This is a genomic window from Nocardia neocaledoniensis (assembly GCF_003182135.1).
GTDB classification, from domain to species: domain Bacteria; phylum Actinomycetota; class Actinomycetes; order Mycobacteriales; family Mycobacteriaceae; genus Nocardia; species Nocardia neocaledoniensis.
In genome coordinates this window covers 229,692-245,174 of sequence record NZ_QGTL01000008.1, presented here as the reverse complement: position 1 = coordinate 245,174, position 15,483 = coordinate 229,692, and the positions used below count along the sequence as shown (strand labels likewise).

Below are 15,483 nucleotides of genomic sequence, written 5' to 3'. Positions count from 1 at the left end.
CGCGCGCCAGTCTACTGGGCAGATACGCGCAGAAGCGTCCGGTGGCCGATCATCGACAGAGGATGTCCGCGACCGCGAGGTTGCCGACAGCGATCAACGCCAGCTCATGGCGGATCTGCGGGGCGACACTCGGGGACACAGGCAGACTGTAGCAGATTGCGACATGATGATTCGAATCGACGAGAGTTGTACTTCGAGGGGGGATTTCATCCTATGACCATGGCTCCAGACCGTGTCCGCGTGCGTTTTCCGGAGATCAGCACCCGTGCGTGGGAGCATCCGGCCGACCGCACCGCGCTGGTCGCGCTCCGGGCGCTGACCGGGTTCGACACCGTGCTCAAAGCCCTGTCCGGCCTGCTGCGCGAGCGCCAGCACCGGCTGCTCTACCTGGCGACGGCCGTCCGGGTCGACGACCGCCAGTTCCGCACCCTGCACGAGCTGCGCGCGGACTGCGTCGGCGTGCTCGACGCGCGAACCACGCCGGAGATGTTCGTCCTGCAGGACCCGACGGTGAACGCCTTCACCATCGGGATGGACAAGCCGTTCATCGTCCTCACCACCGGCCTGCTCGACCTGATGGACACCGAGGAACTGCGCTTCGTCATCGGTCACGAGCTCGGCCACGCCCTGTCCGGGCACGCGGTGTACCGCACGATGCTCATGCACCTGCTGCGCCTGTCGGCCTCGATCGGCTGGATGCCCGGCGGCGGCTGGGCGCTGCGCGCGATCGTGGCGGCGCTGATGGAGTGGAGCCGCAAGTCGGAGCTGTCCGGCGACCGGGCAGGCCTGCTGTGCAGCCAGGACGTCGAGGCCTCGGTGCGCGTGCACATGAAGACCGCGGGCGGCACCTGGCTGAAGGAGATGAACCACGGCGCGTTCCTCGACCAGGCCGACGACTACCTGCGCTCGGGCGACCTGCGCGACGGCGTGCTCAAGCTGCTGAACCTGGAACTGCAGTCGCATCCGTTCTCGGTGCTGCGCGCGGCGGAACTGCGCCGCTGGATCCAGTCCGGCGAGTACGACCGGGTGCTCGGCGGCAGCTACCCGCGCCGTGAGCAGGATCGTGACGCGCGCATCAGCGAGGAGGTCAAGCACGCGGCCCGCAGCTACCGCGAGTCCTTCGACCAGTCCGACGACCTGCTGATCCGCACCGTCCGCGACCTCGGCAAGGACGTGGGCGCCGCGGTGAGCACCGTCGGCCAGGAAGTCGGCCAAACCGTCGCCGACCTGGGCAAACGCCTCAGCGACTGGCGCCGGAACTAGCCCCGTACGACCCGAGCGCGCCAGCGCTCCAACTATCTGGTGAAGAACCAGGCGATGACGACGAGGACGAGGAGGGCGACGAGGGCGAGCTGAACGCGAGACCGTGGCATCAGCGGGCACCACTGCCGACGGTCGGGCGCGCCGGCGCCGCCACGGTCGCGGGGATCGGGGCGCCGTCGGTGGGCTCGTCGCGGCGCAGGACGCGGAAGATCGCGCGCAGCGTGCGGTCGAGCAGGTAGGCGATGGCGAAGCTGATCGGGACCATGCCGACCAGCACGACGAGGAACTGGGGGATGAAGGGCAGCCCGGCTACCCAGAGTTCGAAGCCGTCCCACCAACCTGCGATGCGTTGCACGCGTCCCAGACTAGACGGTCGCCGTGAACGGGCGAATTCCGTGGTCGTGACCTGCCGCGTCGCGAAACCGACACCCGCGCGCGGTGGACGAGCGGCGGGCCTCGCCGTGATGATGGGGTATGGAGTCTTCCAGTGCCGACAAACTGCCGATTCTGAGTCCGGTCTCCTCCAGTGGTCGTCGCGGCGCCTTCCCGCCGATCGACGACTACGCCTTCCTGTCCGACTGCGAGACGAGCTGCCTGATCGCGAGCAGCGGTTCAGTCGAGTGGATGTGTGTCCCGCGCCCCGACTCCCCCAGTGTGTTCGGCGCCATCCTGGACCGCAGCGCCGGACACTTCCGGCTCGGGCCGTACGGCAAACACGTGCCCGCGGCGCGCCGGTATCTGCCCGGCGGCATGATCCTCGAGACGACCTGGCAGACCGAGACCGGCTGGCTGATCGTGCGCGACGCGCTGGTGCTCGGACCCTGGCACAACAACATGGCCAGGTCCAAGACCCATCGCCGCACCCCGATGGACTGGGACGCCGAGCACATGCTGCTGCGCACGGTGAAATGTGTCAGCGGCACAGTCGAATTGGAGATGAGCTGCCAGCCGTCGCTGGACTACCACCGCGGCGGCGCGCGCTGGGAGTACACCGGCAAGGTCTACGAGCAGGCCACCGCGGTCGCGGCCGTCCATCCCGACAACGGGCCGTCGCTGATCCTCAACACCGACCTGCGACTCGGCCTGGAGGGTCGCGAGGCGCGGGCCCGCACCCGGATGCGCGACGGCGATTCGGTGTTCGTGGCCCTGTCCTGGTCGGACCTGCCCGCCCCTGCCACCTTCGACGAGGCGGCGTCGAAGATGTGGACGACCGCCGAGTGCTGGCGCCAGTGGATCACCCTGGGCGACTTCCCCGATCATCCGTGGCGCAGCTATCTACAGCGCAGCGCGCTGACGCTCAAGGGCCTCACCTACGCGCCCACCGGCGCGCTGATCGCCGCCGCCACCACCTCGCTGCCGGAAACCCCCGGCGGGGAACGCAACTGGGACTATCGCTACACCTGGGTGCGCGACGCCAGCTTCGCGCTGTGGGGCCTGTACACCCTCGGGCTCGACCGCGAGGCCGACGACTTCTTCAACTTCCTCAACGACGCCACCACCGGCGAGAACGGTGACGCGCTGCCGCTGCAGGTGCTCTACGGCATCGGCGGTGAACGCCGGATCACCGAGGAGGTGCTGCCGGAGCTGTCCGGCTACGACAACTCGCGGCCGGTGCGCATCGGCAACGCCGCCTACAACCAGGACCAGCACGACATCTGGGGCACCATGCTCGATGCCGTGTACCTGCACGTGAAGTCACGCCAGCAGGTCCCGGAATCGTTGTGGCCCATGCTCGAACGCACCGTGAACGCCGCGATCTCGCGGTGGCGCGAACCCGATCGCGGCATCTGGGAGGTGCGCGGGGAGCCACAGCATTTCACCTCGTCGAAGGTGATGTGCTGGGTCGCGCTCGACCGCGGCGCGCGGCTGGCCCAGCTGCACGGCCAGTTCGAGCGGGCCATCGAGTGGTTCGACATCGCCGAGGAGATCCGCGACGACGTGCTCGCCAAGGGCGTCGACGAGAACGGCGTGTTCACCCAGACCTACGGCGGGCACACCCTCGACGCGTCCCTGCTGATGATCGTGCTGACCCGGTTCCTGCCGCCGGAGGACGACCGGGTCAAGGCCACGGTGCTGGCCATCGCCGATCGGCTCACCGTGCACGGGCTGGTGTTGCGCTACGACACCGAGACCACCGACGACGGGCTCAGCGGCGAGGAGGGCACCTTCACCATCTGCTCGTTCTGGCTGGTCTCGGCGCTGGTGGAGATCGGCGAGCTCGAGCGCGCCACCCAGCTGTGTGAGCGGCTGCTCGGGCTGGCCAGCCCGCTGCGGCTCTACGCCGAGGAGATCGACCCGCACACCGGCAGGCACCTGGGCAACTTCCCGCAGGCGTTCACCCATCTGGCGCTGATCAACGCGGTGACCCACGTGATCAGGGCCGAGGACTCCCGGCAGGCGGGCCAGTTCCAGCCGGCCCACACGCCGTCGAACCGGCCGACCTGAGTCAGTAGGCGAGCCGCTCGGCGCGTTCGCGCAGCCCGGCGAGCGTGCGCAGCCCGGCGTCGATCTCGGTGAGGCGCAGCTCGCGCTGGTCGCCGTAGCGCAGGCCGGTTTCCTCGGCCGCGCGCAGCGCCTCCTCGGCGGTGCGGCCGACCTCGGCCGCGATCTCGGTGTAGTGGTCGCGCAGGACCCGCTGCAGCGTGCGCAGCCGGTTGCGGGATTCCTTGCCCACCTGGAAGATCACGTCGTCGGCCAGCCGGGCGACGGCCACCTTGGCCTCGGCCTGCCTCCGCTGTTTGCGGCTGCGGCGGTCGTCCCACAGGGCGTTCACACCCAGCAGCACGCCGGCGCCCGCGGAGTACCAGTTGACCAGCGACATCCCGAGCAGACTGGTGGCGAGACCGACCATCAGGATGCCGCCGTAGGAACCACGCAGCGCCGAGAGAGCCTGTTGTCCCACACTGGATTTCGCGCTCTCCAGCGTTTCCAGGGATTGCACCGGTTCGAGCACGTCGCCGGGGTTGGTCAGGCGCAGCTCGGGCAGCGGTGGGGTGCGGTTGTCCGGCGGGAACTTCGCGGCGACCTGCTCGGCCAGTTCGACGGCGCGGTAGTGCGCCATCACGAAGTTCTCTTCGACGGCCTCGCAGATCCTGGCGTCGAGTTCGGTCGCGAACTCCGACCATTTGCGGGCCGGGTCGGTACGGGAGATCTCGGCCTCGGCCTCGCGGACGAGGGTGCGCAGGCGGTGCCGCAGATCGTGTTCGATGTCGGCGCTCAGCTCGGAGCCGCCGTCGACCAGGGTGACCTGCCAGGTGGCGGTGCGCTGGCGCAGTTGGTCGGCCTCGGTGCGGGCCGCGGCCAGTCGCTGGGTGATCTCGGCCCGGCGCCGCGGATCGCGCAGGGTGTCGGCCTCGGCGCGCAGGGTGAAGGCGAGCTGGTCGGTGACCGAGGAGATGTCGCGCACCGCGGCGGCGACGGCGACGGAATCCGCCTGGGCCACCACGTAATCGCGCAGGTGATCGATGAGCTGGGGCACACCGGATTCGATGTCGCGCTGCTGGTCGCCCGATTCGCGCGACTCCCGGTGCAGCACCGCCGAGACCGGCGCGACCGCGAAGTTCAGCCCGGCGCCGTCGAGCAGGGCGCGGTTGCGACGCTGGGTCAGCGACCACTGCGGGTTGCGGTCGATCTTGGTGAGCACGCACACCACCGACGGGCACACCTGTTCGACGCGGCGCAGGTATTCGAGCTGGGCCTCGGTCAGTTCGGCGGCGGAGTCGGTGGCGTAGAGCACCACGTCGGCGGCGGCGATCATCGACCAGGCGGCGCTCTCGTGGGTGGCGGTGCCGGGGGCGTCCATCACCACGAGGCCGTCGGCCAGCAGTGCGCTCGGCTCGGCGAACTCGGCACGCAGCACCCCGAGCGCGGTGAGCGCGGGGCCGGGGTTGAGCGGGTCGACGGGCACCCGCTCGACGCGGCCGCGCTGGCCCGATTTCACCAGTGTGGCGGTCGGCGCGGGACCGTATTCGACGATCACCGGAACGCTCGGCTTACCGTCGGTCGCGCTGACCGGCGTACCGACCATGCTGTTGACCAGTGTGCTCATCCCGGCCTGCGATTCGCCGACCACGACCAGGCGCACGCGCGGGTCGGTGAGCCTGGCCCTGACCATGCCGAGCCTGGCATCGAGATCGTCGCGACCGCCGGTGCGGACCAGGTCCCGCAGTTCGTCGACGAGAGACACGACCGGAGCCATCACATCCGGATGCTTCACCGTCGCGGCCTGCAGTCCGGCAGCGGCAGACAACCTGTTCCTCACTCTCGTTGCATGAGCCCGGCCGAGACGCTGGGGGCACTAGACGAAGTCATACCCGTGAGGCTCGGCGGGAAACACCGCGGCCTGATCGACCCCGCCGAGTCCCGTGTCGAACAACCCGGCCGACACGCCATGGTAGCCGCCCGCGTGCTGGTCGAAGTCGGCGGCGATCGGCTTGGTGTCGATGACCGGCGGTTTGATGGGGGCCTGGGTGGGCTGCACGGTCACCACCGGCGGTGGTGTGACCACCGACGGCGGGTCGATGTCGACGGTGGGCACCTTGGTCGGCACGGGCTGGGTGGGCACGCTCACCGTGGGGTTGGTCACCGTCGGGTCCGGCACGTCGACGGTCGGCGCGGTGGACGGTGTGCCGCCACCGGTCGTGCCGCCCGGTGTCGTACCGCCGCCCGTGGAACCGCCGGGCGTCGTGCCGCCAGGCGTGGTGCCGCCGCCGGTGGTGCCGCCCGGCGTGGTGACGCCGTCGTCACCGGGGCTGGTCGGCTTCACCGGTCCGGTGCCGGTGCCCGCGGTCGGCGGCGTGGTGACGTGCGGCTTGGTGACGTCGGGCACCGAGGCGGTGGGCTTCGGCAGGTCCGGCAGTTTCACCGTGGTCGGCGTCTCGATGTCGGCGGTCGGCAGCTTCGTGGGCGGCGTCACCGTGGCGGGCGACGGGCTAGAACTCGTCGGGCCCGAGACATCGGGCACCACAACGGGTTTGGTGGTCGGTGTGAGCGGCGCGAACAGCGCCGGCGCGGTGGCGGCGGGCGCCGTCAGCGGCGAGGCGGCACCGGCCGCACCACCGAAGACATTGGCGATCGGGGTCGAGGCGGCGTCGGGCTGGATCGTGGTCTGCAGGGGCGTGCTGACCACCGGGTTGAGCGCGACCGGCGCCGGCGCGGCGGGCGCGACCGGAGCAGGCGCCGGGGCGACCGGGGCCGGCGGCGCGGGCGCCACCGGTGCGGGCGCGGGGGCCGGGGCATGCGACATCGGGGCCGCGGGCGCGGCGCCGGGCATGGCGGGCGCGGCTGCGCCGGGCATGGCGGGCGCGGCTGCGCCGGGCAGCGGGGTGGCGCCGGTCGACGGCGCCGCGGGACCACCGGGCAGCGGAGCGCCGGTCGCGGACGTTCCGGTGCTGCCGGGCAGGCCGACGCCCGAGGACGACGAACCCGGCAGGCTCGGCCCGGTGGGCGAGGTCATCCCGCCGCCGTCGGCCCCGCCGGGGACCTTGATGCCGTCCCCGAGCCACTTGCCGTAGTCGTCGAGCTGATCGCCGACCTGGCCCACCTGGCCGGTCACCTTCATCTGCGAGGTGAACCACACACCGTCGAGGCCGACGTGCGCGTCGACCTGCCATTCGGTGTTCACCATCGCGCCGAACCCGTCGAACATGTCGCCGATGCCGTCGAACGGCCCGTCGCCCGGCTGGGCCACCGAGTCGTTCGGTCCGCCGATCCCACCGAAGCCGGGCAGCCCACCGGCGTGGCCGGGCAGCCCGTCGTAGCCGGGGATACCGATTCCCTGGCCAGGGAGTCCGTCGAAACCGGGGATGCCCATCCCCGGACCGGGCAGGCCGAGGCCGGGGCCGCCGGGCAGGGCGAACGGGTTGTCGTCGTCGAGGCCGAGGCCCGGCTTGGTCGGCGCGGGCGTGTAGGACGGGATGCCGAAGCCGGTGGAGGTCTCCCCCGAGCCGGGAATCCGCATCTCGGTGTCGCCGTCGGAGCCGGGAATCTCCGGGCGCCAGCCGGATTCGGCCTCGGTCGAGCGCCCGACCATCGTCACCTCGGGTTCCGCGGGCGGCCTGGCGCCGAACGGGGCGTGCGGCGCGGCGGGCGCGGGGGCGGCGGGCTCGGGCAGATCGGTCAGGTCGGGGAAGGTCATGACCGGGCTCGGCGCGTCCGGGCTCGGGTCGCCGGACACCGTCTGCGTCGACCAGCCCGCGTAGCGGCTGTCGGCGTTGCTGGTGCCGGGCGTGGTCTCGGGCGCGGTGCCGTTCGCGGCGACCAGCGCGCCACCGGTGACATAGGCACCCGCACGGGCGACCCGGGCGACACCGTTGGCTACGCGGTAGGCCGTATCGGACCCTTCCGCGCGCGCGGCATCGTCATCGAGAGGCAGATCACGCGTCATCAATGCTCCAACATTCGCTCACTGTCGGCCCCCCACCACGTTCGAGCGAAGTGAAGATCATCCAACACTGTAGGCACCCACTTTATGGCGAACAACGAATTTCGGCGACCCGGTGGAATCGGGGGGCCGCGATCCCAAGAGAACTCTAACGATTGCTCAACGGAGGCTGAAGATCGGCTGCTTAGCGTCGGTTTCGCCGATCGAGCAGATCGGCGGAACTCTTGTGAGGAGACCCACCATGATCCGATCGTCCACCCGTCGCCGCCTCGCCGCCGTGCTCGGCGGCTCGGCGCTGCTCACCGTCTCCGTCGCCGGCGTCGCCGCGGCCCATCCCACCGGCGATGGCGACCGCACGCTGGTCCTGTGCGGCGCGCCCGGCGAACCCGCCCCGCCGACGGCACCGGGCCCGCGCATCCACATCGAGCGCGGCGAGCTCGGTGACGGCGGACACTTCGAGCGCACCCGGCCCATCGCGCCGGGCGCGCCCGCGCTCGCCCTGCCCGCCGAACCGGTCGAGCCGGGCCAGTGCGTGCGGATCGACCCCGACGGCGAACGGACCCTGCTCCCCGCGCCGGACGGCCCGGTCCTCATCGCGCCCGGCCGCCCGCGCTGACCAGGACCGACAGGTGAATCGCACTAGGGTGGGCGCATGACCGGACAGCAGATCTTGGTCGTCGACGACGAGGTCCGCGTGCTCGCGTCGCTGCGGCGCGGCCTCGAACTCTCCGGCTTCGACGTCCTCACCGCGAGCGACGGCGCCGCCGCGCTCACCCTGGTGCGTTCGGCCACGCCCGACGCCATGGTGCTCGATGTGAACATGCCCGAGCTCGACGGGGTCGGCGTGGTCACCGCGCTGCGCGCGATGGGCGACGACATCCCCATCTGCGTGCTCAGTGCCCGCAGCGCGGTGTCGGACCGGATCGCCGCGCTCGAACGCGGCGCCGACGACTACCTCACCAAACCGTTCGACCTCGGCGAGCTGGTGGCCCGGCTGCGCGCGCTGTTGCGCCGCAGGGCCGCATCCGCTGTGCCACAGGGCAAGACGGTGCGGGTGGGCGAGGTGGTGATCGATCCGGCCGCGCACCGGGTGCACGCGCGTGGCAGGCAGGTCGAGCTCACCAAGCGGGAGTTCGAGCTGCTGGCGCTGCTCGCCGAGAACGTCGACATCGTGCTCGGCCGCGAGCAGATCCTGTCCGCCGTCTGGGGTTACGACTTCGCCACCGACACCAACGTGGTCGACGTGTTCGTCTCCTATCTGCGGCGCAAACTCGAAGCCGACGGGGCGGCCAGGGTCGTGCACACCGTGCGCGGCGTCGGTTTCGTCCTGCGGGACCGCCCGTGAGACGCGGTTCGTGGTCGCTGCGCACGCGGGTGGCCCTCGTCTCGGCGGCGGTCGCCGCGCTGGTCGCGGTCACCCTCGGCCTCACCTACGCGGCGCTGCTCAAAGTGGCGGGTGACCGTCAGCTCGACCAGACGGTGTCCACCATGCGGGTGCTCGCGGTGCCGGGCGGGGACACCGCGCCCGCGCTGCCGTTGCCCGCGCCGGCGCGACCACTGCCCGATCTGCCGGACCAGCCGCGTCCGCCCGGGGTGTTCCGGCCCGGCACCACCGTGGTCGATCCCGAGCTGGCGCCGGTGCTCGGCGCGCCCGGTCTGATCGTCCGGCTCGATCCCGATCGAGAGCGGGTCGAGGCCGCCATCACCCGCAGTCAGCTGATCGGTCTCGGGATCGGCGTCGCCGGTGTCCTCGGCGCGGCCGGATTGGGTTGGGTGCTGGCCGGTTTCGCGGCGCGACCGCTGCGCAGGCTGGCCACCGCCACTCACGAGATCGACACCCTCGACGAACTGCCGCCGCTGTCCGGGCGGGGCGTGCGCGAGGCCGAGGACCTCTCCGACGCGATCACCCGGATGCTGGCACGGCTCGAGACCGCGCACGGCGAGACCAGTCAGGCGCTGGCCGGGGCCCGCGATTTCGCGGCGGTCTGCGCGCACGAACTGCGCACGCCGCTCACCGCGATGCGCACCGACCTGCAGGTCCTCGCCGGCGCCGAGCTGCCCGCCGACCAGCGCGGCGCCGTCCTCGCCGATGTGCTGGCCGCGCAGGGTCAGATCGAACGCACCCTCGACGATCTGGAGCGCCTCGCCGTCGGCGAGCTCACCGATCGTGGCGCGTTCGAACCGTTCGAGTTGTGCGAGACGCTCGATCGCGCGGTCCAGAACGCCCGCAGGGCGCGCCCCGGCGTCGACATCCGTCTCACGGCGTGCGAACCGGTCCCGATGACGGGTCTGCCCGGCGGCATTCTGCTCATCGTCGGCAATGCCGTCGCCAACGCGGTGCTGCACGGCCACGCCACCGAGATCGCGGTCGCCGCGCGCACCGGCGACGACGGCGTCACCATCACCATCGACGACAACGGCACCGGCATCCCGGAGCACCTGTCCCCCACCGCGTTCGACCGGTTCGCCAAACGCCCCGGTTCGCCCGGTTCCGGGCTCGGCCTGGCGCTGGTGCGGCAACAGGCCGAATTGCACGGCGGCACGGCCGAACTCGCCGAGAGCCCGCTCGGCGGGACGCGCCTGCTGGTGCGCGTCGCCGCCGAACCGGACTGAGCTACTTGCCCTTCGGCTTGTCCGAGGCGGCGTCGGAGGACAGCGCGGCCACGAAGGCCTCCTGGGGCACGTCGACCCGGCCGATGGTCTTCATGCGCTTCTTGCCCTCCTTCTGCTTCTCGAGCAGCTTGCGCTTACGGCTGATGTCACCGCCGTAGCACTTGGCGAGCACGTCCTTGCGGATCGCCCTGATGTTCTCGCGCGCGATGATCTTCGAGCCGATCGCGGCCTGGATGGGCACCTCGAACTGCTGACGCGGGATGAGCTCGCGCAGCTTGGTGGTCATCTTGTTGCCGTAGGCCTGGGCGGCGTCCTTGTGCACGATGGCACTGAACGCGTCGACAGCCTCGCCCTGGAGCAGGATGTCGACCTTCACCAGCGCGGACGACTGCTCGCCCGCCTCCTCGTAGTCGAGCGAGGCGTAGCCGCGGGTGCGCGACTTCAGCGAGTCGAAGAAGTCGAAGATGATCTCGGCCATCGGCAGCGTGTAGCGCATCTCCACGCGCGTCTCCGACAGGTAGTCCATGCCGAGCAGCTCGCCGCGGCGGCTCTGGCACAGCTCCATGATGGTGCCGACGAACTCGCTCGGCGCGATCACGGTGCACTTGGTGATCGGCTCGAAGGTCTGGCGCACCTTGCCCTCGGGCCAGTACGACGGGTTGGTGACGACGTGCTCGGTGCCGTCCTCCATGACCACGCGGTAGATCACGTTCGGCGCGGTCGAGATGAGGTCGAGGCCGAACTCGCGCTGCAGCCGCTCGCGGGTGATCTCCATGTGCAGCAGGCCGAGGAAGCCGCAGCGGAAACCGAAGCCCAGCGCCACCGAGGTCTCCGGCACGTAGGTCAGCGCCGCGTCGTTGAGCTGCAGCTTGTCCAGCGCGTCACGCAGGTCCGGGTAGTCGGAGCCGTCGACCGGGTACAGGCCCGAGTAGACCATCGGCCGCGGTTCCTGATAGCCGGCCAGGGCCGAGGCCGCGCCGTCGCGGGCGGAGGTGACGGTGTCACCGACCTTCGACTGGCGCACGTCCTTCACGCCGGTGATCAGGTAGCCCACCTCGCCGACGCCGAGGCCCTGCGTGGGCTTGGGTTCGGGCGAGACGATGCCGATCTCGAGCAGCTCGTGCTGCGCGCCGGTGGACATCATCTTGATCTTCTGGCGCGGGGTGAGCTTGCCGTCGACCACACGCACGTAGGTGACCACGCCGCGGTAGGTGTCGTAGACCGAGTCGAAGATCAGCGCGCGGGCCGGTGCGTCGGCGTCGCCGACCGGCGGCGGAACCTCGGCGATCACCTTGTCGAGCAGCGCGTCGACACCGACACCGGTCTTGCCCGAGACCCGCAGCACGTCGTCGGGCTCGCAGCCCACGATGTGCGCGATCTCGGCGGCGTAGCGGTCCGGGTCGGCGGCGGGCAGGTCGATCTTGTTCAGCACCGGGATGATGACGAGATCGCGCTCCATCGCCAGGTACAGGTTCGCCAGCGTCTGCGCCTCGATGCCCTGGGCGGCGTCGACCAGCAGAATCGCGCCCTCACACGCCTCGAGCGCACGCGACACCTCGTAGGTGAAGTCGACGTGGCCCGGCGTGTCGATCATGTGCAGGACGAACTCCTCGCCGTCGACACTCCACGGCAGGCGCACGTTCTGGGCCTTGATGGTGATGCCGCGCTCGCGCTCGATGTCCATCCGGTCCAGGTACTGGGCGCGCATCGCCCGCTCCTCGACCACACCGGTGAGCTGCAGCATCCGGTCGGCCAGGGTCGATTTGCCATGGTCGATGTGCGCGATGATGCAGAAGTTCCGGATCCGGGACGGATCGGTGAACGTCGTATCGGCAAAACTGGAAGCCACTCCACTCCTCGAGGGGTATCGGCGAACTGGGTCCATCGTCCCATGGCCGGATGCGCGGCTCTGTCACCGGTGCACCGAAGCGCCGCGCACCGTTATATTTCAGGGATGGCCAGCAGTTGGAACACTCTCGGCAAGCAGCTCGGCGTCATCGCCAAGGAGCAGGGGCCGAAGATCGTGCGCAAGCAGGGCCCGAGGCTGCTCGAGAAACTGGTGGGGGCGCTGTCGACCAAGCCCGAACCCACCGTCGCGGTCCGCCCGACCGCCTCGACGCCGGTACCGACGGCCCACCGCGCCCGGCAGATCGTCTACTGCCCGCAGCTCGACGGACGCGCCGATCCCGGGGAGATCGTGTGGACCTGGGTGCCGTTCGAGGAGGACCCCACCAACGGCAAGGACCGGCCGGTGCTGGTCGTCGGGCGCGATCGCAAGACCCTGCTCGGGCTGATGCTGTCGTCCAAAGCCGAACGCGCGCACGACCGCAACTGGGTCGGTATCGGCTCGGGCCCGTGGGACCACGACGGCCGCCCCAGCTGGGTGCGGCTGGACCGGGTGCTCGACGTGCCGGAGGACGGCATCCGGCGCGAGGGCGCGATCGTCGAGCGCAAGACCTTCGACCTGGTCGCGCACCGATTGGTCGCCGAATACCAGTGGAGCTGAACAGCACGGAACCCCGATCCGGCGCGGGCCGGGTCGGGGTTCCGTCTTCGCGCGACAGCTAGCTCAGCACGTCCCTGGACCGGCCGAAGATCAGGCCGTAGACCAGCGCGCCGAGCACACCGCCGATCAGCGGGAACACCACGAACGCCCACACCTGCCCCATCGCGCCGTCCTGATAGGGCGCCACACCCAGGCTGCGGGCGGGATTGACCGAGGTGTTGTCGACCGGGATCGAGATCAGGTGGATCACCGCGAGGGTCACACCGATCGACAGGCCGGCCAGCGGGACGTCCGAGATCTGGTCGGTCGAGGCCAGCACCACGAAGACCAGCAGCGCGGTGAGCATCACCTCGATGATGATCATCGCGGCCATCCCGTAGCCGTTCTGCACGACCACCTCACCGAGCGGCCCGGTCACCGCCGACGGGCTGTGCGAGCCCCAGCCGTTGGCGCCGAGCCCGTCCACCGAGCGGTCGTAGGCGGGCAGGTTCTTGGCCAGCGCGAACAGCACGAGACCGGCCAGGAAACCGCCGACCAGCTGCGCGATCACATAGCCCGCCGCCGAGACCACCGACAGGCGCCCGAGCAGCAACTGGCCGAGGGTGACCGCCGGGTTCACGTGGCAGCCCGAGATCGGGCCGATCGCGTAGACGAGGAACATCAGCGACAGACCGAAGGCGAGGGCGACACCGAGCGCGCCGACCCGGTCCCCGGCGAGTACGGCGGTACCGACACCACCGATCACGAGAATGAAGGTGCCCAACCCCTCCGCGGCCCATTTCTTGTACTCGGGCACGACTTCGGGTTCGACGAGTTCCTGCGCAGTGGGCGACATCGGCTACCACCTCTCCGAGAGGATTCATCCCCGCGGCGAGCGGGGTCCGCACGAGCGAAATGGACATTACGCGAGGCGGGTCACCTCTACAACGACCTCGAGGTCTGTCGAGCCGCCGCCGGAGAACACCCCCTTCAGTGGTGGTACATCCGCGTAATCGCGTCCGACGCCGACGGACACGTGCTGCTCGTTGACGGCCAGATTGTTGGTCGGGTCGTACCCCCACCACTGCCCCGTCCACGCCTCGATCCAGGCGTGGGACTGCCCGGCGACCGTCTCCCCGATCTCCGCGCCCGGTTTCGGATGCAGGTACCCGGAGACGTAGCGACTCGGAATCCCCATGCTGCGCAACAACACCAGCGTCAGATGCGCGTAGTCCTGGCACACACCGCGCCGCTCGGCGAACGCCTCGAGCGCCGAGGTGTGTACCGAGGTGGTGCCCGCGATGTAGTCCATTTCCTTGTGCACCCATTCGGCCGCGCGCACCACCGCCTTGGCCGGCTCCTCGTTCCGGGAGAGCTGGCGGGCGATGGTGGCGAGCTTGCGGTCGCGCGGCACGTACACGGTGGGACTGAGCATTTCGTCGAACCGGTCGACGATCCGTCCGCCGCGCAGGTCCTCCCAGTTCGCTTCGCCCGGCGGTTCGGCGAACGGCTCGGTCTCCACGACCGAGGACCCGGTCACCTCCAACTCGGTGTGCGGGGCGTGCAGGTCGAACGCGGTGACCGCGGTGCCCCAGTAGTCGGTGTAGCGATACGACCTGGTGGCGGGGACGGTTTCGACGCGATTGAGGATCACGTTCTGCCTGCTGTCCGCGCGCGGGGTGAGCCTGGCCTCGTTGAACGAGCGCGTCACCGGCGCGTCGTAGACATACCCGGTGGTGTGCACCACCCTGATCCGCCAGCTCACAGTTCCCCCTCCACCTGGACGCGCACGTCCGAACTGCTGCGCACATCGGTCCACGCCACCCACGGCGCGGCGTGGAAATACTGGCGCGACACGGCCTCACTCACCTCGCGGCACGACTTCTGCAGCGCGAGCAGACGGTTTTGCAGGTCTTCCAACAGCACACCGGGCGGCAGGAATTCGAGTTCGCTGCGGGCCCGGCCGAGCACCCGCTGCGCCTCGTGCCTGGCCCCGACCCGGCTGCCCGGCCGCTGGTCGAGTTCGGTCAGGCAGTCCTCGGCGACGCGCAGGGTGTGGAACACCGAGCGCGGGAAGAGCCGGTCGATGAGGATGAACTCGGCGACCCTGGCCGCGTCGAGCGCGCCGCGATGCGTGCGCAGGTAGGTGTCGTGGGCGCCCGCGGAGCGCAGCACGGTCACCCAGGCCGGCGAGGAGGTGCGGTCGCCCGCGCGCGAGAGCAGCAGGCGCACCATCATGTCCACGCGTTCGATGGACCGGCCGAGCAGCAGGAACCGGTAGCCGTCGTCGCGCGAGAGGGTGGAGTCGGTCAGGCCGGTGAACATCGCGGCCCGGTCCTTGATGTAGGAGAAGAATTCGTGCGGGCCGAGTCCGCGCGCGGCCTTCTCCGCCGCCGCGAGCCCGTTGTAGGTGGCGTTGAGGCACTCCCACATCTCGCTGGAGGTGACTTCGCGGGCGCCGCGGGCGTTCTCGCGGGCCTTGCCGATGGAGTCGCTGATGGAGACGCCGTGATCGTGGCTGAAGGCGACCAGATCCGTCACCGACCACACGTCCAGGCGCAGGCCCTCGGGCGGTTCGATGCCGAGCACCTTCAGCAGCACGCGGGAGGTGCGGTCGGCGTCGACGGTGGCGTCCTCGAGCAGCTGGTGCACGGCGACGTCGAGGATGCGCGCGGTGTCGTCGGCGCGCTCGACGTATCGGCCGATCCAGTAGAGGGATTCGGCGTTGCGAGCAAGCATG

At 70.4% G+C, this 15,483-nt stretch carries 14 protein-coding genes; 6 read left to right on the top strand and 8 right to left on the bottom strand.

All coding sequences use genetic code 11. The features are described 5' to 3' along the window. Positions 1–49 precede the first annotated feature (49 nt). Positions 50–139 carry an Ms4533A family Cys-rich leader peptide gene (locus DFR69_RS35710; protein WP_332909956.1) on the bottom strand — a complete coding sequence of 30 codons (90 nt, stop codon included), beginning with the start codon at positions 137–139 and terminating at the stop codon, positions 50–52. Between the two features lie 74 nt (positions 140–213). On the opposite strand from DFR69_RS35710, the gene DFR69_RS22300 reads away from it, so the two are divergent. Then, positions 214–1,263, top strand: coding sequence for a M48 family metallopeptidase (locus DFR69_RS22300; protein WP_110039547.1), 1,050 nt, complete (start codon positions 214–216; stop codon positions 1,261–1,263). 109 nt (positions 1,264–1,372) lie between these two features. Here DFR69_RS22300 and DFR69_RS22295 read toward each other — a convergent pair whose 3' ends face one another. Further along, positions 1,373–1,618, bottom strand: coding sequence for a hypothetical protein (locus tag DFR69_RS22295; RefSeq protein WP_110039546.1), 246 nt, complete (start codon positions 1,616–1,618; stop codon positions 1,373–1,375). Positions 1,619–1,737: 119 nt separating this feature from the next. Between DFR69_RS22295 and DFR69_RS22290 the strand changes: the two genes are divergently transcribed. Continuing rightward, positions 1,738–3,708: a glycoside hydrolase family 15 protein gene (locus tag DFR69_RS22290; RefSeq protein WP_110039545.1), complete on the top strand. Its 1,971-nt coding sequence runs from the start codon at positions 1,738–1,740 to the stop codon at positions 3,706–3,708. Position 3,709: 1 nt separating this feature from the next. On the opposite strand, the gene DFR69_RS22285 is transcribed toward DFR69_RS22290, so the two are convergent. Next, entirely contained in the window at positions 3,710–5,512 is a 1,803-nt protein-coding gene (locus tag DFR69_RS22285) for a P-loop NTPase family protein (RefSeq protein ID WP_167456369.1), read from the bottom strand. A 48-nt stretch (positions 5,513–5,560) separates the two neighbouring features. Continuing rightward, on the bottom strand, positions 5,561–7,648 hold the full coding sequence (locus DFR69_RS22280; RefSeq protein WP_110039544.1) for a hypothetical protein: 2,088 nt from the start codon (positions 7,646–7,648) through the stop codon (positions 5,561–5,563). A 238-nt stretch (positions 7,649–7,886) separates the two neighbouring features. Between DFR69_RS22280 and DFR69_RS22275 the strand changes: the two genes are divergently transcribed. The 3 genes from DFR69_RS22275 to DFR69_RS22265 are packed head-to-tail and all read left to right on the top strand — an operon-like array spanning position 7,887 to position 10,258. Then, positions 7,887–8,261 carry a hypothetical protein gene (locus DFR69_RS22275; RefSeq protein WP_110039543.1) on the top strand — a complete coding sequence of 125 codons (375 nt, stop codon included), beginning with the start codon at positions 7,887–7,889 and terminating at the stop codon, positions 8,259–8,261. A gap of 36 nt (positions 8,262–8,297) precedes the next feature. Then, a complete protein-coding gene (locus DFR69_RS22270; RefSeq protein ID WP_110039542.1) occupies positions 8,298–8,990 on the top strand; it encodes a response regulator transcription factor in 693 nt (230 codons plus the stop codon). Continuing rightward, positions 8,987–10,258 (top strand): HAMP domain-containing sensor histidine kinase, encoded by a 1,272-nt coding sequence (locus DFR69_RS22265; protein ID WP_110039541.1) that lies wholly within the window; start codon positions 8,987–8,989, stop codon positions 10,256–10,258. The genes DFR69_RS22270 and DFR69_RS22265 overlap by 4 nt, the downstream gene beginning before the upstream one ends. A gap of 1 nt (position 10,259) precedes the next feature. Here DFR69_RS22265 and lepA read toward each other — a convergent pair whose 3' ends face one another. Beyond that, a complete protein-coding gene (gene lepA, locus DFR69_RS22260) occupies positions 10,260–12,143 on the bottom strand; it encodes a translation elongation factor 4 (RefSeq protein WP_110039540.1) in 1,884 nt (627 codons plus the stop codon). Positions 12,144–12,212: 69 nt separating this feature from the next. On the opposite strand from lepA, the gene DFR69_RS22255 reads away from it, so the two are divergent. Further along, positions 12,213–12,764, top strand: a complete 552-nt coding sequence (locus tag DFR69_RS22255) for a type II toxin-antitoxin system PemK/MazF family toxin (protein ID WP_110039539.1) — start codon at positions 12,213–12,215, stop codon at positions 12,762–12,764. Between the two features lie 58 nt (positions 12,765–12,822). Here the strand turns inward: DFR69_RS22255 and DFR69_RS22250 are convergent, their stop codons facing one another. The 3 genes from DFR69_RS22250 to DFR69_RS22240 all read right to left on the bottom strand — a co-directional run bounded on the left by DFR69_RS22250 (position 12,823) and on the right by DFR69_RS22240 (position 15,482). Beyond that, positions 12,823–13,599 (bottom strand): aquaporin, encoded by a 777-nt coding sequence (locus DFR69_RS22250; protein WP_110039538.1) that lies wholly within the window; start codon positions 13,597–13,599, stop codon positions 12,823–12,825. A 66-nt stretch (positions 13,600–13,665) separates the two neighbouring features. Then, positions 13,666–14,508, bottom strand: a complete 843-nt coding sequence (locus DFR69_RS22245; RefSeq protein WP_110039537.1) for a transglutaminase family protein — start codon at positions 14,506–14,508, stop codon at positions 13,666–13,668. Beyond that, positions 14,505–15,482: an alpha-E domain-containing protein gene (locus DFR69_RS22240; protein WP_110039536.1), complete on the bottom strand. Its 978-nt coding sequence runs from the start codon at positions 15,480–15,482 to the stop codon at positions 14,505–14,507. Before DFR69_RS22240 ends, DFR69_RS22245 begins: the two co-directional genes overlap by 4 nt. Position 15,483 lies beyond the last annotated feature (1 nt).